Consider the following 19,828-nt stretch of genomic DNA (forward strand, 5'->3'; position numbering starts at 1 on the left):
ACGGTGCCATTTCATTAAGAAAACACCAAAAACACGATACAAAAATCACGCCAACCCAATTTTACTGGGTATTTTAAATCACTTTTTCCAGAGTCGCCTCTTTTTCTTGTCCGTTTGGACAGGCGCCGCACTATTTGAATGCATTTTTGTACGTTCTTCTCTTGGCGTCACACCAAAAAAGCCTTTATACGTCGTACTAAAATGAGGAGCAGAGCCAAAACCGCAGTCACTGCCAATCTCAGTAATGGCTTTGTCTGTCTGAATGATCAACTGCTTGGCGTGTTGCAAGCGTAATTCCAGATAATAACGCGATGGCACCGTGTCTAGGTTGCTTTTGAATAGGCGCTCTAAATGACGCCGAGATACGCCTACATGATGGGCAATGTCATCAGAAGATAAGGGCTCTTGAATATTGGCCTCCATCAACTGCACAGCGTCGATGAGCTTCGGCTGTCCAGTGCCAATACGCGCTTGCAAAGGAATGCGTTGTGGATCTTCATGGGTGCGAATACGTTCACAGACAAATTGCTCAGAAATGGTGCTGGCCAGTGTCATACCGTGTTGCTTACCAATTAAAAACAACATCATGTCCATTGCCGCTGTACCCCCACTGCAGGTGTAACGGTCTCGATCGACTTCAAAAAGGTGGTTGGACACCACAGTTTGTAAAAACTCATCCCGCAGATTGCCTAAACTGCGCCAGTGAATCGTGGCACGGTAGCCGTCTAACACCCCTGCCTTTGCTAACAAATAACTTCCTGTACAAATTCCTCCCAGTTCAATCTGTCGTTTGGCTTGTTTTTGCAACCAAATTTCTAAAGTCTGACTTTCGTTTTTGAGTATCGAAGACGCCCCACAGACAAAAATAGCGTCTAAATCACTCGGAACCTCATTTGTTAGATAATCTGAAACCGTCTTAACCCCTGTATTAGAGGGGGTTTCGCGTTTTTCATGACTGATTGTGCAGAAGGAATAGAGACTTTTTCCTGCGACCCAGTTGGCCATATGAAGGGTTTCAATCGCCGATGAAAAACTCAGCATAGAATAATGAGGTAAGAGTAAAAAACCATATTTCTGTGGCTTTTTGCTTGCCTGCATGATTTCTCTTGATGCGAATTCGGTCTTGTACAAAATATTGTCCTGTGAACTATGGGCAAAAAAGCGGTTTATTTCGTTTAAAATGGATAACAAAGGTTTTTTTCATCTTGAGCAAGACTTTTTTAACTGAATCAACCAAGCATGACAACAATATGTCGCAATTGGAAAAGTTAATACCTATTAAAGTAGTCGATTTTTAATAATAATCGTAACACTTGCTCGTAGCGAAGACTTTTTCTGAACATGGCATTTTTCAGAGTTTTATTAAGAACATCATTCAAAAGGAAGGGTTCTAATGACTGATCACAAAAAAAACGAATTAATCGAACGCGTTGCCGTAGAAATACATGAAAACTTCCACGCTGACGAAGCCAACAATCTCGTTCAACTCGCCAAGCTTTACTTTCAGGATTCTTTAACAGAAGACCTCATTAATGAATCCATTGAAAACCTTTACGGCACCATTGTTTGCCTATGGGACTTTTTACAACAGCGTCCTACTGATCAGGCCAAAATACGCGTTTATAATCCAAACTACGAAGAACACAGCTGGCAATCCACTCATACCGTCATCGAGATCCTAACCGACGACGTGCCGTTCCTTGTGTCTTCTTTCAATATGGCGCTTGTACGTCTTGGCTACACCATCCATATGACATCACACCCTGTCATACCGGTTGATCGCAACGCAAACGGCGAACTAAAAGGCATTAACACGGCGTCTAAATCTCACGAAGCCCTAATGCGCTTTGAAATTGATCGCCTATCTGATCTGACATTACTTGAGAACATCAAAGAAGAATTACTAGTAAGTTTAGTCGATATCAAGAAAACCGTGGCCGATTGGCCGGCGATGAAAGACACGTTGAACAACATCATCAACGAATCGAAAAAATTACCTCACTTAAAAGACAATGAACATCATAAAGAGACATTAGACTTTTTACGTTGGGTCGCAGATGACCACTTTACCTTTATCGGTTTCCGCTCTTATGACTTGTCCATTGAAGGAGACGAAACCCATTTAAAACTGGTCGAGGGCTCTGGCTTAGGCACTTTCCGTGATTTAAACGATAAAAAAGTCAAACGCGACATTGTCTTAGACGACAATCTAGCGAGAATGGCTGTGGATAACAGTAATGTGCTTATCCTAACCAAATCAACCGCGGTTTCTACCATCCATCGTCCTGTTCACCTAGATTACTTGGGCATTAAACGTTGCGATGAACATGGCAAGGTCATCGGAGAATGGCGTTTCTTCGGCCTGTATTCGTCTACGGCGTACATCGCCCGCTTGCAAGACATTCCATTGTTGCGTAAGAAACTCGACATCATTGTCGATCGTGCGAATGTCGACCCGAACAGCCATAAAGGTAAAAATCTAAAACACATTCTAAACAGCTACCCAAGAGACGAGATGCTACAAGCCCCCGTCGAGGATCTGTTTGGCACCATAGAAAGCATTCTTGCCATTCAAGAGCGCCGTCAATTGCGTGTTTTCTTACGCAAAGACATCTATGGTCGCTTCTTAAATGCCTTAGTCTATGTGCCGCGCGACCGTTACAACACGGAATTGCGCGTTAAAATGCAAGACATCTTGATGACGGCCTGCAATGGCACCAGCTCTGAATTCAATGTGCAATTTTCGCAACTGGTATTGGCTCGGGTGAATTTCACCATTCAAATCGCCGATCCAAAACACAGCCCCACCATTGATGGCGATGACATTCAACGCAAGATGCAAGATGCAATGAATTCATGGGAAGATAAGCTGTTGCACGCATTGCACAAAAGTCATGGTGAAGAAAAAGGCAACGCCTTGTACCACAACTACGCGCCTTATCTGCCCGCAGCGTACCGTGAAGATTTCTCCCCAAATGCGGCGGTTATCGATATTGAACGCTTAAGTCTACTCAACGGTGAAGGCGATATTTCGACTCACATCTACCGTCAAATGGGACAAGCTAAAAACAACTATTTCTTCAAAGTCTATGGCAACGACACCACGCTGATCTTATCGGATGTATTGCCTATTTTAGAATGCATGGGCTTGCGTGTCCTAGAAGCACGACCTTATGAGCTAGACCAAAACGGTGATGGCAAAGCAAACACCTGGGTGGTGGAATTCTCTATCAGTGTCGATGCGGATGTGAATCTAGAGAAAAGCTCGCAACGGGAAGCTTTCCAGGATGCCTTCAGCCAAGTGTTCAGTCGCCGAATTGAAAACGACCGCTTCAATGCCTTGGTCTTAAATGCGTCTTTAACGTGGCGAGAAATCACCATGTTGCGTGCCTTAACCAAGTACTTGATGCAACTGCAGGTGCCTTTTTCTTTGTCATACATGCAACAGACGCTAGAGAAAAATGCCGGCATTGCCCGTCTATTAGTGCAATTATTTGAGCAACGTTTTGACCCTTCTCAAGAGGCGAAACGCGATGAAAAAGTACAAAAAATTCTGGATAAAATCGAGGCAGAACTGGATCAAGTTGCCAACCTAGATGAAGACCGCATTTTGAAACACTACTTGTCGGTGATTCAAGCTATGTTGCGCACCAACTTCTACCAGGCGAACGCAGAAGGCAACATCAAAGATTATGTGTCCTTTAAACTTGACCCCTCTTTGATTCCGGCGGTGCCGCTACCGCGACCAAAATTTGAGATTTTCGTCTATGCACCTTGGGTCGAAGGGGTTCACATGCGCGGTGGTAAAGTCGCCCGTGGTGGTCTCCGTTGGTCGGATCGTATGGAAGATTTCCGTACCGAAGTACTGGGCTTGGTCAAAGCACAAATGGTGAAAAACGCTGTTATCGTTCCTTCTGGTGCGAAAGGCGGCTTTGTGGCGAAGCAACTGAAAAAGAATGCTTCTCGTGAAGAAGTTCAAGCGGAAGTGATCTATTGTTACACCACGTTTATTAGTGGTTTGCTCGACATTACCGACAATTTGGTGCAAAACGAAATCGTACCGCCTTCGTCTGTTTTACGTTACGACGAAGACGACCCTTATTTGGTGGTTGCCGCCGACAAAGGCACCGCAACCTTCTCTGACTTGGCCAACAGCATTTCAGCAAAATACGGTTTCTGGCTCCATGATGCCTTTGCCTCTGGTGGCTCCAACGGCTATGACCATAAGAAAATGGGCATTACCGCACGCGGTGCTTGGGAATCGGTGAAACGCCAATTTAAAGAAATCGGCATCGATTGCCAAACGAAAGACTTTACCACTGTCGGTATCGGCGACATGGCCGGTGATGTATTTGGGAACGGCATGTTGCTCTCCAGACACACGCGCTTGGTGGCTGCCTTTAACCACATGCACATCTTTATCGACCCAACGCCAGACGCCGAAAGTGCTTTCGTAGAACGTGAGCGCATGTTCAAACTGCCGCGCTCTTCTTGGGAAGACTACAACAAAGAATTGATTTCAAAAGGCGGTGGTATTTTTAATCGCGCTGCTAAGTCCATTCCAATCAACGCCGACATTCGTAAAGCGTTAGGCATTGAAGGCAACACCAAATCAATGGCTCCAACGGACCTGATTAACGCGATTCTAAAAGCCCCGGTAGACCTATTGTGGAACGGTGGTATTGGCACTTACGTTAAGTCTGAAGGCGAATCTCATGCGGATGTGGGCGACAGTGCCAACAATGGCCTACGCGTCAACGGCAAAGAACTGCGTTGCAAAATTGTCGGCGAAGGCGGCAACCTTGGTTTAACCCAGCTGGGTCGTATTGAGTTTGCTCAAAAAGGCGGTTTAATCAGCACCGACGCCATTGATAATTCGGCCGGTGTAGACAGCTCTGACCACGAAGTAAACATCAAAATTCTGCTTAACCGTGTGGTAGAGAATGGCGATTTAACCGAGAAGCAACGTAACAATCTATTGGCTGATATGACCAATGAAGTTGGCCACTTGGTGTTGGATCACAACTTGGGACAAAGTCATGTTTTGTCTTTGGAAAACGCTCAAGCACCCCAGCGCTTAACCGATCACTGGCGTCTGATTCAATCCTTGGTACGCGAAGGTCGCTTAAACCGTGAGATTGAATACTTACCCAGCGATGTGCAGATCAAAAAACGTTTGAACAAGGGACAAGGTCTTACTCGCCCTGAAATCTCTGTTCTGTTGGCCTACTCTAAAATCAAGCTATCCGAACAGCTGGTCGAAGATGGTATTGGTGAAGACGCGGACCTTACCACACAGATTAATGAGTACTTCCCAACGCAATTGACGAAGCACTTTGGCGATCAAATGGCCTTCCACCCCTTGATTCAAGAAATCATTGCCGGCCATGTGACCAACAACCTTGGTAACCGTATGGGGTCGACTTTCACCACTTACATGCAAGGTGAAACAGGGGCGTCTGCGCTCAATGTTGTGCGTGCTTACATGGCGGCCGAGGATATCTTTGGTATTCCGGCTCTGTGGGACGCCATCAATGAATTAGACTTCACGGTCTCAAATACGGTATTGAATGGGCTGCTAACACGCCTTCAAGCACTTGTTGAGCGTGCTACATTGTGGCTACTACGCAATACACGAGACACCTTGTCCATTCAGCGCCTAAAAGATACGTACAAACCTGGTATCGAAGTCATTAAAGCCAATATGCAAGCGATTTTGACGGAATCCAGCCAAACACACTTGGCGGATATTGCCACTGAGCTCACCGAACACCATATCCCAACGGACCTGGCGAATGCATTGTCCTCATTGCATTATCTATTCTACGGTTTGGATATTATTCGTGTTGCCAGCAACACCGACACCGAGGTGTTGGACGTGGCGCAAACGTATTTTGCCCTCGAAATGGATCTGGAATTGCATTGGTTGCGTCATAAAGTCGGCGATCTTGCTGCAGATGATATGTGGCAACGTCGTGCCAAAGCCGGTCTTGGCGATGAAATTGATAACAGCTTGCGTACTCTCACCCAAGAAGTCATTCAGGCCAGTACAGACATTAAAGAACTGGACGCTCGCTTGACCCATTGGCGCGAATCCAACAGTAATAATATCCAGCATTACCGCTCGACTTTTAAAGAGATTAAAACCGAAAGCGAATTAACGCTGGCGATGGTGACTGTTGCTATTCGTGAGTTAAGAAATCTGATATAACCGGAAGGTGGCCGTTGCATCGGCCACCTTATTTTCAAGAGGTCTGTTTCAAGAGGAACATAAAGTGACACTACAAGTAACGAGAGCAACGTTCGATGAGGTGATGGTTCCTAACTATGCACCTTCTGCCATTATTCCAGTGCGCGGCGAAGGTTCTCGCGTATGGGACAAAGAAGGCAAAGAGTATGTTGATTTTGCTGGCGGCATCGCGGTGACTGGCTTAGGGCATTGTCACCCAACGCTGGTCAATGTTATGCGTGAGCAAGCAGGGCAACTTTGGCATTTATCCAATGTGATGACCAATGAGCCAGCGTTGCGATTGGCAAAAAAATTAACGGAAAAAACCTTTGCTGACCGCGTCTTTTTTGCGAACAGTGGTGCCGAGGCCAACGAAGCGGCATTTAAACTGGCTCGTCGTTATGCGTTTGATCACTTTGGTCCTGAAAAGCATGAAATTATCGCGTTTAACAAATCCTTCCATGGTCGTACCTTGTTCACCGTTTCTGTAGGGGGGCAAGCCAAATACAAAGAAGGCTTTGAGCCGACTCCGGGCGGTATCAAACATTGTGATTACAACGATATTGAGCAGTTAAAAGCCATTATCAGCGACAAAACCTGTGCTGTTGTAATAGAACCGATTCAAGGGGAAGGTGGCGTTATTCCTGGCGATATAGAATTTGCCCAGCAAGTTCGTGCACTGTGCGACCAACACAACGCTTTGTTAGTGTGTGACGAAGTGCAGTCCGGTGTGGGACGAACGGGGACCTTGTTTGCTCACGAACAACTTGGCATTAAGCCTGACATACTGACAACGGCAAAAGCACTGGGTAACGGCTTTCCTGTTGCAGCCATGCTGGCGACAGAAGAGGCGGCAAAAAGCTTGGCAGTTGGAACGCATGGTAGCACTTACGGTGGTAACCCAATGGCCTGTGCCGTGGCAGAGGCGGTGCTTGATATCGTAGATACGCCAGAAGTATTAGGTGGTGTTCAACATCGCCATGATCTTTTTGTTGCTGGGCTTACCGCCATTAACGACAAATACCACGTCTTTAAAGACATTCGTGGCATGGGTCTATTGATGGGGGCTGAAGTGGTTGATCAACTGGCTGGTAAGGCCGGTGAAATCATCAAAGCGGGTGCAGAAGAAGGGGTATTTGTTCTGGTTGCGGGTCCAAATGTGTTGCGTTTGGCACCGTCGCTGATCATTACCGATGAAGACATTGCCGACGGTCTTGCTCGCCTTGAGAAAGCCATTGCCACCGTGGTCGCAAACCACCCTGTTGCGTAAATCGACACATTGTGTTTAAAAAATCGAGCCTCGGCTCGATTTTTTTATGTCTTTTTTTCAGATTCCTTAAACGGGCATTGATTGTGATTATCAGATGACTGGTTTAAGCTGCTGTGAGGCATTATTTTACGCCTTCCTCCTTCCACCAACCGATAAAGAGAAACGACACTGTGTTTCAATCTTTCTTTCCAAAACCCAAATTATTTTTTCTCAGTTTTGCCTTATGGGCCATCGCTTGTGTATTGAGCTGGTACTTTTTTCTTCAAGACTTAGGAGCAATGCTCAGTCTCGGGTCTTGGTTTGGTGTTACCTTTCCTGAAGCATTAGCGGAAGGCGCTGATGCGGCGGCGATGACGGCGTTTCAAAGCGCTCAAGACACGGCACTGGATGTCTGGCTTTATCAATACATGGCGTTGTGTTACCTGTTGTTTGTTGGCAGCTGGATCCTTTATGGTGGCCAAAAATGGGCCAAATGGTCGGTATTGGGTTCTGCGCTTATTGTCTTTATCACCTGGTTTCAGGTGCAAGTGAGCGTCATGCTTAATGAGTGGTATGGTACTTTTTACGACCTTATTCAGAAAGCCCTTGCCGAGCCTAACAGCATCCCGTTGGTGGATTATTACGCGCAATTGTCCACCGTGGCGGTCATCATCATGGTGGCCATTACTGTATCTGTGCTCAGTAACTTTTTTATCAGTCACTATGTGTTCCGCTGGCGCACCGCTATGACCAGCTATTACACCTCAAAATGGCATCAGGTACGCCATATCGAAGGGGCGTCCCAACGTATCCAAGAAGACACCATGCGCTTTGCCTCAATTGTGGAAGGTCTAGGGGTGAGTTTCTTACGTTCCATTATGACACTGATCGCTTTCTTACCGATTTTATGGGGCTTGTCCGGTTACGTTAAAGAGCTACCCTTAATTGGTGAAGTCCCTCAAGCGCTCGTTTTCACCGCTATCATGTGGTCTATTTTTGGTACCTTATTATTGGCGCTGGCTGGCATCAAGTTGCCCGGACTGGAATTCAAAAACCAGCGAGTAGAAGCGGCGTATCGTAAAGAACTGGTGTATGGTGAAGATCACGCCGACCGCGCCAGCCCCATGACGTTAGAAGAGTTATTTAGCAATGTTCGTAAAAATTACTTCCGCCTGTACGCCAATTACCTGTACTTCAACGTAGTGCGTTATGGCTATTTGAACGTCGGTCAATTCGTGCCCTTGATTGTCCTAGCGCCTTCCATTATCGCTGGCGCTTTCACTTTGGGCGTCATGCAGCGAATTATGAACGCCTTCAATCAAGTGGAAAACTCCTTTCAATATTTGATTAACTCTTGGACGACCCTGGTCGAGCTACTGTCCATTTACAAGCGTTTAAAAGCCTTTGAGCTGGCTATTGACGAAAACAATGCGGCCGGCCTATCTGTAGAAAGAGTCGAATAATACCGACTTTTCCCTCATCAACGCCTAATACCCCTATCCATATCAAGGGGTATTAGGCCACAAAGAGACCAATGTCTTTCCTGCCTAATCTTACTTCTCTGCCTTGACCTATGTGTTACAAATAGGTTTTACAATACTGCCATCAAAAAAACAGATTGAATGGGAAGGTCAGTGTATGTTCACGTCTGAGTTAGCAAAATTGGTCGGGGTCACGCCTGAAACCGTACGTTTTTATACGCGACAAGGCTTGCTGAAAGCGGTGAAGCAGCCAAGTAATGGTTATCGAGTTTATGATCAAACGGCTGTCACACACCTGACTTTTATTACTCATGCCACAGCGATCGGCTTTAGCCTAAAAGAAGTACAAGACATTATGCAGTCTTCTGAACAAGGTAAATCACCCTGCCCTCAAGTTCGCCAAATGCTTCGCCATAAGATCGTCGAGACCGAACAAAAAATTGTCAGCTTAACAGCCCATTTGAGTATGATGAAAACTACTTTATCCGATTGGGCAGATAAGGAAGATACAGTACCCAATGGCCAAGAAATCTGCTGTTTAATAGAAGACTGGTCAGGTCAAAATACTGTCTCACCAGCAAAAGAGGACGACAGACACCAAGATGAAGAAAAATAATTTCTCTTTAGGGCTTTCAGGCTTGAACTGCATGAAGTGCGTCAAAAAGGTTACAGAGGCACTTCAAGAGCAAGATCCGACAATCGATATTACCGTCAATGACAAAAAAGACTTTGCTCAGTTTTCCACCACGCTTACTCAGCAAGAGGTGATTAAACGGATCGTCGAAGCAGGTTACCAAGCATTTCCAGAAGAAAAGCCAAAGAACAACACACCGCAAAGTGATCCTGGTAAAGCACAATCTCACCAAAATACGCCTTTGCCCTCGGCAAAAAAAGTACAGTTGGCGCTGTCTGGTATTACCTGTGCAAGCTGTGTAAACAGTGTTGAACGTGCCGTTTTGGCACTGCCCGAAGTCGCCTCTATCACAGTTAACTTTGCCAATCGCACCGCGACCGTTGTCTCTACTCAATCGGTAGAACGTTTAATCAAGGCTATTCAAGCGGCAGGCTACGACGCAAAAGAGATTGTCGATGAAAGCACCGCCGAGACAGACCGCCTCCATACTGAAGCAAAAGAATACCGCCAGAAGATGCGCCAGAGTTTTCTCGGATTGGGATTAGGTGCTCCCCTCATGCTGTATGGCTTGCTAGGGGGCGCCATGACAGTAGAAACCCTTCCCACCCAGTTGGCATGGCTACTGGTCGGCATCGTCACTTTCGTCATTATGTGGACAGCGGGTAAGCACTTTTTCTCAGGTGCACTGAACGCTTTTGTAAATCGAAATGCCAATATGGATACCCTTATTGCATTAGGTACGGGCACCGCTTGGCTTTATTCGATGGTAGTGGTATTGGCTCCTAACGCTTTGCCAGAGAGTGCAAGACACCTGTATTTTGAAGCCTCGGTCATGATCATAGGTTTGATCAATTTGGGGCAAGCACTGGAGCTAAAAGCCAGAGGAGAAACCTCACAGTCAATACGCCGTTTGCTGGATTTAAAGGTGAAAACGGCTGTGGTGATTCGATCAGGGCAAGAACACACGATCAGCACAGACGACATTCAAGTGGGCGATCATATCCGTGTACGCGCCGGTGAAAAAATTCCCGTGGACGGTCTTATTTTAGAAGGCCAAAGCACACTAGACGAATCCATGCTAACAGGCGAACCCTTGCCCATCGAAAAGGTATCAGGTGACACGCTATCAGCCGGCACCATCAATGGCCAAGGCAGCTTGATCATAAAAGCTCAGAAAGTAGGCAATGAAACTGCGTTGGCACATATCATTGCGATGGTATCCAGTGCGCAGAACTCTAAGCCCCCTATCAGCCATCTTGCGGATAAGGTGTCGTCTATTTTTGTTCCATGCGTGATGATTCTGTCGGTTCTTACTGCCTTGCTTTGGTACAACCTAGGGCCTGAGCCGACTTTAGTGTACATGTTGGTCACGGCCACTTCTGTGCTTATCATTGCCTGCCCTTGTGCGCTGGGGTTAGCGACACCTATTTCAACCATGATAGGAATCGGCAAAGCGGCTCAATTTGGGGGCCTTATTCGTCATGGCGATGCACTGCAAAACGCCAGTAATCTAGACGTTATCGTATTGGACAAAACAGGCACCATCACCCAAGGCAAACCGACCGTAACGCATTTCCACGCACTGGGCGATCAGGAAACCGCCCTATCACTGACGGCATCCCTTGAAAAAGGCTCATCGCACCCACTGGCAACGGCTTTAGCCTCTTACGCTGAACGTCACCGCTCGCAAGACAAACAAATCGCCTCTGTCACTGACTTTGAGTCTTTAACCGGCATGGGAGTCAAAGCAACATGTGACGGAGCGCATTGGCTACTGGGTAATGAAAAGTTAATGCGTGACAATAAAGTGGACATGCAGCCCGTCAGCGCTTTGGCAAAACAATGGGAGAAAGACGCCAACACGGTGAGTTACTTGGCACGAAACAACACCATCGAAGCCGTATTTGGTATCAGCGACCCCATTCGTGATGACGCCAAACAAGCCATCAAACGCTTTCATCAACAGGGTTTACGCGTTGTGATGCTAACGGGTGATAATCTTACAACGGCCACCGCGGTTGCCCAAGAAGCCCAAGTGGACGAGTTTTACGCGGAATTAATGCCCGAAGACAAATTGTCTTGGATCAAGACGTTTCAGCAGCAGGGTCATGTAGTGGGTATGGTGGGAGACGGCATTAACGACGCACCCGCATTGGCACAATCGGATGTAGGCTTTGCGATCGGCACCGGCACAGACGTTGCCATTGAAAGTGCAGACATTACCTTGATGCGCAGCTCCTTGCATGGTGTGTCTGATGTCATTGCCATCAGTGGTGCAACCATTAAGAACATCAAACAAAATCTTTGGGGAGCCTTTATGTACAACGTGTTGGGTATTCCCATTGCCGCTGGCATCCTTTTCCCAATCACAGGTTGGTTACTCAGCCCTATTATTGCTGGGGCGGCCATGTCCTTGTCTTCCATTACGGTTGTGACGAATGCAAACAGATTGCGTCTTTATGAGCCAGCAAAAAGCAATACAACTAAAAGCAATACAACCTCATAAATAGGAGCCACTATGCTCGTCAATCTTATCGGCCTGTTGGCTATTGCATTTATCGCTTGGTGGTTTTGGGGAAAATGAGCCTTCTTTGAAGCCTAAAAAAAGCCCACTCAATCAACAGTATCGAGTGGGCTTTATGGTTATGACCGACGATCAATAAACGTAAGCGTTCATGCTTATTCGCCTAACAATAGCTTATCATCGTCTAGCTCTTCACCGTCGTTACGGGCTTGAGCAAACAGTTGTAACAAGTCTTTTACATCGTAGCCGGCACGCTTATCACCCGACAAATCAAAAATGATTTTGCCTTCGTGGAGCATGATGGTTCGAGAACCATGATCCAACGCTTGACGCATTGAGTGCGTTACCATCATCACCGTCAGTTGCTTCTCTTTGATAATCTGAGACGTGATGTCCATAATGAGCGCCGCTGTTTTAGGATCAAGCGCTGCAGTGTGTTCATCCAACAACAGAATGCTGCTAGGTTGAAGGGCTGACATCAGCAAGCTAACAGATTGGCGTTGGCCACCGGACAATAAGCCCATTTCAGCACTCAGACGATTCTCAAGACCAAGGTTAAGACGACTTAACTGTTCTTTGAAAATTTTCCGTAGGTTATCGTTTAAAGCAAACGACAAACTGCCTCTTTTGCCCCGCCCATAGGCAAGCGCCATGTTTTCTTCTACGGTCAAATTACCACAGGTACCCGCCAACGGATCTTGAAAAACACGAGCAATGTCTTTTGTGCGCCCTGTTGCAGGTAAGTGAGTCACATCACGATCAGCAAACAAAATCTTGCCACGGGTCGATTCGATGTCACCGGCAATGGTGTTCAGTAAAGTGGATTTACCTGCCCCATTAGAGCCAATCACGGTAACAAACTCGCCACTAGGAATGGTTAAATCCACACCTCGTAACGCCAGTTTTTCAGTTGGTAAGCCGTGGTTAAAGGTGACGTGTAGATTTTCACAACGAATCATACTCTTTCTCCCTTCGCTTTTTTGGCCTTCCATTCACGACGTAATTTAGGGAATACCAAGGCGAGCGCCACCAGCACCGCAGTCAACAAGTTCAAGTCAGACGCTTGGAAGCCTAAGAAGTCTGCGTTTAACGCCATGGACACCGCCACTCGATACAGGATGGAACCGACAATACAGCTCATCACAATAACGAGGATCGAACGGGTCGCGAACAGAGACTCGCCAATAATAACCGCCGCTAAACCGACGACTATCGTACCAATCCCCATGGTGGAATCGGCAAACCCATTAGTCTGAGCAAACAGGGCACCGGCTAACCCCACCAAGCCATTAGATAGCGCCAACCCCACGTAGACTTTTTCGTTCACGACAATGCCGTTTGCCTGCGCCATACGCTTATTAGAGCCCACGGCACGCATGGCCAAACCGTATTGTGTATTCAAGAACCAAGCCACCAGCAGCCCGCCAATGACGGCACAGAAGGCCACAAAAATCACCTTCATATACATAGCAGGAATGCCAAACGCCTCAAAAGGCGTCAACATGGTCGGCTCCATAATCAAGGCCACATTAGGCTTACCCATTACCCGAAGGTTAATGGTGTAAAGCGCCGTCATGGTTAAAATACTGGCTAACAAATGCAAAATGTTAAAGCGCAAATTTAGCCAAGCGGTGACAATTCCGGCACTGGCCGCTGCTAACGTGCCTAACAAGGTCGACAAATAAGGGTTATAACCCAAAACAATTAAAGTCGCGGTCACGGCAGCACCCAAGGTGAAACTGCCGTCTACGGTTAAGTCAGGAAAATCCAGTATTCGAAAGGTAAGATAAACCCCCATGGCCACTAAGCCATAAATGAAGCCTATCTCCAGTGTTCCTAAAAAAGCAAAAAGTGACAAAGTAAGTACCCTATTATTCGATTATCTGAGTCGCTCGCGCGAGTACGTCATCAGGTACGTCAACACCCATGCGTTTGGCCATTTTTGGGTTCACAAACAAGTTGGTGCCTTTGGCCATTTTCACATCAATATCACCAGCTTTTTCACCGTTTAAGATACGCACAACGATTTCCCCAGTTTGACGACCAAGGTCAAAGTAATCGTAACCAATCGCAGCTACGGCACCCCGTGCAACGGTGTCAGTGTCCCCTGCAAATACAGGGATTTGCGCATCAATACCCACTTTAACAACCGACTCTACGGCGCTGATAATGGTGTTATCAATAGGGGTATAAATAGCATCAACTTTGCCGACCAATTGCTTAGCAGCGATCATCACGTCTGAGGTTCTAGGAGCAGAAGACTCAACAATCTTAATGCCCATTTCAGCAGCGACAATCTTCAATTGCGCTAACATTGAAACAGAATTGGCTTCACCCGGATTATAAGGTACGCCAACGGCTTTCAAATTTGGCACAAAAGATTTGATAAGCGATAAATGCTCCTTAATATTCGCCATATCAGACAAACCGGTGACGTTGCCACCGGGCTTTTCTAGACTTGGAACGAGGCGAGCACCCAGCGGGTCTGTGACGGCCGAAAACACGACAGGAATGGTATTGCTGACCGTTACTGCGGCTTGCGCTGAAGGCGTAGCAATGGCAACGATGACATCAGGCTGGTCACCGACCATTTTACGCGCAATCTGTGCGGCGATATCGGGCTTTCCTTGTGCACTTTCGTAGGTAAATTTCAGATCATCGCCCTTGTAGCCATTTTCATTTAGGGTTTCTTTGATACCGTCGCGCACTGCATCAAGCGCAGGATGCTCAACGATCGCCGTTGTTGCTACGTAAACCGGTTCAGCGTGTGCCATACCACCGAGTATCGCGCTTGCTACAAGCGCACTTTTAAAGACAGAACTGAATTTCATAATGAATCCTTTAGAGTGGACACGCATCAGAATGATGCATTGCAATGAATTATTTGCTAAAAATATCACAGGATAGAGACTAAAAACTAGATGAATCAACGGAGCGCGGTTAGATCAAGGTGCGTAGGTTTGGGATTAAACAAGATAAAAAGCAAAAACAATCCTCTAGTATCAAAAGTAGGCGGTAAAGAAGACAATAAAAAAGCGCCGACTCTCACAAGCAGACGCTCTTTAAACATAACAGAAAAGCACTGATCACTTACGCTTAAACATTGATATTAATGTTTTGCCCCAGATTATCGGTTGTCGTATGTGAACCACTGCTCGCAGCCGGTGTAACATTCTTTGTGGCTTCCGCCAACAACTCTAGATTTTGTTTACCTACTTGTTCTTGGGCGTTTTTTGCAAGGCTTGCGCTGTATACTTCACTTGCGTAGTCCATTGCAGAACTGCCTACACCATTGATGCTCGGCATATTTCCTCCCATCTATTGTCTGTTCAACAACTTGATTGTACCTTGCCAGTGATCAATTTACGAACACTTTAATGCTAGACCACGTCACAAGAGAGAGGTATGTTTACCTGACTTATCGGTGTACTCACCTGTCATCGCCTCTGCGTTAAACCTCATCATTACTAATAAACGCTTCCCAATATTGACTGATTAAATGCTGATTTGTCGCTAAAGCGTCATTTTGAATAATGCGCCCTTGTTGCTGTAAGCTCAGACGATGCACCAAGGCACGATATAAGGTGTAGGTATCGCTCATTTTATTCGCTTGCTCTGTTTCTATCAGCCCAGCGGTGGCAGCCGCTTCAAGTTGTCGCACATTATCAGAAAAGCGCATCAGTTCTGGGTATTGTGGCGACCATGCCAGCACCAAATATTGCACCATAAACTCAATATCGATGATGCCACCCACTCCCTGTTTAAGATCAAAGCCTTTTTCCTTGCCTCCTTTATCCAGGTGCGCACGCATTTTTTCACGCATCTTAATCACATCCGCTTTTAGCTGCTGTCGATCGCGCACTGAAGCAATAATGTCTTTACGACAAGCCTCAAACGCGGTCAGTAAACTAGGTTCGCCTGCTAAACCACGAGAACGAGTCAATGCTTGATGCTCCCACACCCAAGCCTCTTTTTGCTGATATTCACGAAACGCATCCAAACTTGACACCAATAACCCTGAATTCCCTGAAGGACGCAAACGCATGTCCACTTCATACAAACGACCCGCAGCGGTAAAACTGGTGATCATGTGAATAAGTCGTTGTCCAAGACGGGTATAAAAGGTCAAATTGTCGATACTGCGGTGGCCATTCGTGTAACCAGAGCCTTGAGCATTGTGTACAAACACCAGATCCAAATCTGAGTCGTACCCCAACTCCCAGCCACCCGATTTACCATAACCAATAATTGCCAACTGTGGGACCAAGGCGGCCTCACCATGACTGACCGGAAAACCGTGCTTCTTGGTTAAATAATGCCAAGACTGCTGTAACACTCGCTCTAGCAGGACTTCAGCCAACCAAGTTAAATGATCACTCACCTTCATCACAGGCAATATTTCAGTAATATCACACGCTGCGATACGCAAAATAATCGAACGTCGAAAACGTCTCATGGCGTCCATCTGCGCTTCTTCATCATCTTCCGGTAAACGCAATAAAATTTGCTGTAGCTCGTCTTCCAACATGACCTTGTTCGGCGGTGAAAACAAGGTATCGGCATCAAGCAACTCATCAAGTAAAGCAGGCGTTGTCGAAATGGCTTCCGTAAACCACATGCTCTCGCGACACAGACGAATCAAATGCGTCAATGCCGTCTGATTTTCACAGAGTAAAACCAAATACGCTGTGCGACGCAAAACAGCTTCTAAGATAGGGAAGACTCGCTCCAATACCAAATCAGGGTTCACTTCATCAGCCAATTTTGTCATCAACGCCGCCAAAAATACCGCTAAACGCTCGTGACCAATCGGTTGCATAAACACTAAGGTGCGAGTGCTTAACAGCTGTGAAATACGCACCACCGATGCCGCTTGATCAAGCCAATGAATGTGTTCAATCGCATCCACAATCGCTTCTTTGTCCTCTGGGTGTTTAATCAATAAACGCCACGTTTCTTGATTTTTCACCTCTTCAGACGTTTCCTTGCCGTCATCAATTAATGCTACGAAGACACTGTGTACTTTATTGCGCACACTCCACAACTGAGTGTCCAGCGCCTCCCAAGTAGGGAACCCCACCAGCAAGGCAATGCGTGTTCGAGCCTCGTCCTTTTCGGGTAGCAGCTGAGTTTGTTCATCGTTAACCGCTTGCAGTGCATGCTCGGTGCGACGCAATAACAAATACGCCTCTCGCAACGTATCCACCTCAGTCACCGACAAATATTCCTGCTGAGCAAGGTAGGGCAACACCTTTAGTAAAGCTTGATTTTGTAGACCCTGATCGCGGCCACCATGCAGTATTTGCAACGCCTGCACGATAAATTCAACTTCTCGAATTCCGCCTTCGCCCAGCTTGATATTATGTTCAATGCCTTTTCGACGTACTTCTTTTGCGATCATTTGCTTCAAATCGCGAAGCGCACCAATGGCACCAAAGTCCAGGTATTTACGGTACACAAAAGGCCTGCGTAAGGCTTCAAATTCGCGCACATCAAGCGCACTGCCTGCCATCACACGGGCTTTGATCATGGCGTATCTTTCCCAGTCTCGGCCTTGATCTTGGTAATAATTTTCCAGCGAATCCATGTTTAACACCAAGGCGCCCGATTGCCCAAACGGTCGCAAACGCATGTCGACTCGAAAGACAAACCCATCCGCAGTGACTTGATCAAGATGCTGAATCAGCTTTTGCCCCAGTTTAGTGAAATATTCTTGATGAGAGAGACTTTTCTTACCTCCTTGAGTATCACCGTGTTCACGAAAGGCAAAGATAAGATCGATGTCGGAGGACAAATTTAGTTCATTACCACCGAGTTTCCCCATCCCAATCACGATCAGAGATTGCGCCTCTCCCTCACGGTCAAAGGCACGCCCATAAAGAGTAAGATAATGCGCTTCACTCCACTGCACGCTGGCATTAACACACGCATCCGCAAGGTGGCTAAGTCGATGAGTCACCTCCGTCAAAGAAAAACGCTGTTGGATGTCCAAGGCAATTAAACGCACCATCCACCACTGGCGATACAAACGCAGACGCTGCAAAAACTCAGCCTCGGTCAGTGTCGTCTCGGCTTTATCCGCCCATTCCCCTTGAAAAAAGCGGTCTTCATGGGAAAAAAAGGCTTCCCCAGCCATTAACGCCTCTTTACAAGGTCGTTCAGGTAAGGACTCAAGCGCAAACACATCGTCTAACCAGCGAGGAAAACGCGTAAATTGTTGGTGCAAATACTGACTCAGTAACCACAAGGGTTCTAACGTCATGACCTGCTCGTCTGTTAACGGGTTGAGCTTTTGTCTTGCACGAGCCTCTTCGATTTGTTCTAGCAAAAGCGCGCGCGTCGGGGATTGTTCACAAAATAGCGTGTAATTTGGGTTCAGTTCCGGTGGCATCAACAAAAGCGTCTTCCTTACAGTATCTTATTATGTTTGAAATACTGTGTTCTAGTCTGTCTGAAACACAGTGATAAAAGGGTCATGGCAAATTTACTGGTCGGCTTGCTGCTGTAGCCACATACCGATTGACAGCATAATAAGGCCGATGTCTTTTATGCTGGCCAGTTGCGCGAGTGTGCTTGTCTCTTCCTCAAGAAGGTAAGAGGCAACTGTGTCATCTAGCTGAACCAAGCTCTGTGCTAAGTCATCCGGTAAATACCCCTTTAGTTGCATCATAGAATGACGCCACGGCTGGGACAACACCTCATCTTGCATGAAATGCATGGCTTCCCAGTACACCAAACCAACTTCATACCAATAAGCCGCCAACACCGCATCTGACGCCGAGGCAAGTGGTTTGGGGGGAAATTCAATCTGACCATACTTAAGACGAACGCCCTTTTGCGCTTTGGAAACCACACTGACTTGAACAGGCACCTGTTCCGCCAGTTGTACGGCAAACTGGTACAGTCCCATCTCGTCGCCTGATTTTAATTCTAACTCTAATTCGCAAATACGATCATTACCGTACGAAGAGGTGACGGAACCTTGATCGCATACCACCTCCATCGCAGTCGCTGGCAAACGGATGTTCCACACTTGGCGCTCAAAATCGGTTCGATATACCTCCACCAACGCATCCTGCCAGGCCAACGCTTGTAAAGACTCTGGCAAGGGCACTTCGCTTAGCAAAGACAAATCCAGCGCATCGCTCGGCACTGTCCATTCCCACTCACCACGAGCGTGCATGCCCACTCGATTACTGCCGCGAGTTTTCACTGTTTGGATAAACTGACCGTTTACCGCTCGAATACGCATGGCCATACCCGCTTCCATCAATGTCGCTTCTTCGGTATCAAAATAGGCATTCATAAGAGACAGGGTCGGTAGCCGAGCTTGATCTGAAGAGACTTCCCGTTGGCACCATTGATCGAGAAACGCACAGGCAGACGCCACGTGCTCTGGTTGGATCATTAATTTAAGTTCAAGCTCAGTGGCCATAATTTAGGAACCTTTTAAAACCCTACAAATAAGGGAAATCAACAGAAAAAAGAAAGCGCGCAAGTGTAACAGATGCTCGTCAGACTCCTTAATATTAGACCAAGCAAATGCAGGATGACAAAAAAGTGCCCTCCATGCCCATCAATTAACCATACAAACCCGACTAAATCCTTGCTTTACTGGGGTTCGGCATTTTTATCGCCCAGCAGAATCGGATATCATTAGTTTATACAAGGCATTGGTTGAAGGGGTTTATACCGTGACACCCTCTTTTCA

General features: G+C 46.7%; 12 protein-coding genes. 5 read left to right on the top strand and 7 right to left on the bottom strand.

Annotated features, from left to right (window positions below; all coding sequences use genetic code 11):
- Positions 1–78: 78 nt before the first annotated feature.
- Entirely contained in the window at positions 79–1,098 is a 1,020-nt protein-coding gene (locus LG368_RS03405; protein ID WP_226753326.1) for a GlxA family transcriptional regulator, read from the bottom strand.
- 295 nt (positions 1,099–1,393) lie between these two features.
- Between LG368_RS03405 and LG368_RS03410 the strand changes: the two genes are divergently transcribed.
- The 5 genes from LG368_RS03410 (at position 1,394) to LG368_RS03430 (ending at position 12,099) form a co-directional block, all read left to right on the top strand.
- Positions 1,394–6,211 (top strand): NAD-glutamate dehydrogenase, encoded by a 4,818-nt coding sequence (locus LG368_RS03410; RefSeq protein WP_226753327.1) that lies wholly within the window; start codon positions 1,394–1,396, stop codon positions 6,209–6,211.
- Positions 6,212–6,275: 64 nt separating this feature from the next.
- Positions 6,276–7,499: an aspartate aminotransferase family protein gene (locus LG368_RS03415; protein WP_226753328.1), complete on the top strand. Its 1,224-nt coding sequence runs from the start codon at positions 6,276–6,278 to the stop codon at positions 7,497–7,499.
- Positions 7,500–7,669: 170 nt separating this feature from the next.
- Complete coding sequence (gene sbmA, locus LG368_RS03420; RefSeq protein ID WP_226753329.1) at positions 7,670–8,941, top strand: peptide antibiotic transporter SbmA; 1,272 nt, start codon at positions 7,670–7,672, stop codon at positions 8,939–8,941.
- A gap of 175 nt (positions 8,942–9,116) precedes the next feature.
- Entirely contained in the window at positions 9,117–9,575 is a 459-nt protein-coding gene (locus LG368_RS03425) for a MerR family transcriptional regulator (protein ID WP_226753330.1), read from the top strand.
- Positions 9,576–9,606: 31 nt separating this feature from the next.
- Entirely contained in the window at positions 9,607–12,099 is a 2,493-nt protein-coding gene (locus LG368_RS03430; RefSeq protein ID WP_226753331.1) for a heavy metal translocating P-type ATPase, read from the top strand.
- Between the two features lie 173 nt (positions 12,100–12,272).
- Here LG368_RS03430 and LG368_RS03435 read toward each other — a convergent pair whose 3' ends face one another.
- The 6 genes from LG368_RS03435 to LG368_RS03460 form a co-directional block, all read right to left on the bottom strand.
- Positions 12,273–13,076 carry an ABC transporter ATP-binding protein gene (locus tag LG368_RS03435; RefSeq protein ID WP_226753332.1) on the bottom strand — a complete coding sequence of 268 codons (804 nt, stop codon included), beginning with the start codon at positions 13,074–13,076 and terminating at the stop codon, positions 12,273–12,275.
- On the bottom strand, positions 13,073–13,975 hold the full coding sequence (locus LG368_RS03440; RefSeq protein WP_226753333.1) for an ABC transporter permease: 903 nt from the start codon (positions 13,973–13,975) through the stop codon (positions 13,073–13,075). Before LG368_RS03440 ends, LG368_RS03435 begins: the two co-directional genes overlap by 4 nt.
- 13 nt (positions 13,976–13,988) lie before the next feature.
- Positions 13,989–14,948 (bottom strand): ABC transporter substrate-binding protein, encoded by a 960-nt coding sequence (locus tag LG368_RS03445; RefSeq protein WP_226753334.1) that lies wholly within the window; start codon positions 14,946–14,948, stop codon positions 13,989–13,991.
- A 265-nt stretch (positions 14,949–15,213) separates the two neighbouring features.
- Positions 15,214–15,423: a hypothetical protein gene (locus LG368_RS03450; RefSeq protein ID WP_226753335.1), complete on the bottom strand. Its 210-nt coding sequence runs from the start codon at positions 15,421–15,423 to the stop codon at positions 15,214–15,216.
- Positions 15,424–15,568: 145 nt separating this feature from the next.
- The gene (glnE, locus tag LG368_RS03455) at positions 15,569–18,508 is read right to left on the bottom strand and encodes a bifunctional [glutamate--ammonia ligase]-adenylyl-L-tyrosine phosphorylase/[glutamate--ammonia-ligase] adenylyltransferase (protein ID WP_226753464.1); all 2,940 of its coding nucleotides are present in this window, start codon (positions 18,506–18,508) and stop codon (positions 15,569–15,571) included.
- A gap of 93 nt (positions 18,509–18,601) precedes the next feature.
- Positions 18,602–19,552, bottom strand: coding sequence for a CYTH domain-containing protein (locus tag LG368_RS03460; protein WP_226753336.1), 951 nt, complete (start codon positions 19,550–19,552; stop codon positions 18,602–18,604).
- Positions 19,553–19,828: the final 276 nt, after the last annotated feature.

The organism is Marinomonas algarum (genome assembly GCF_020532605.1).
Lineage (GTDB): Bacteria > Pseudomonadota > Gammaproteobacteria > Pseudomonadales > Marinomonadaceae > Marinomonas > Marinomonas algarum.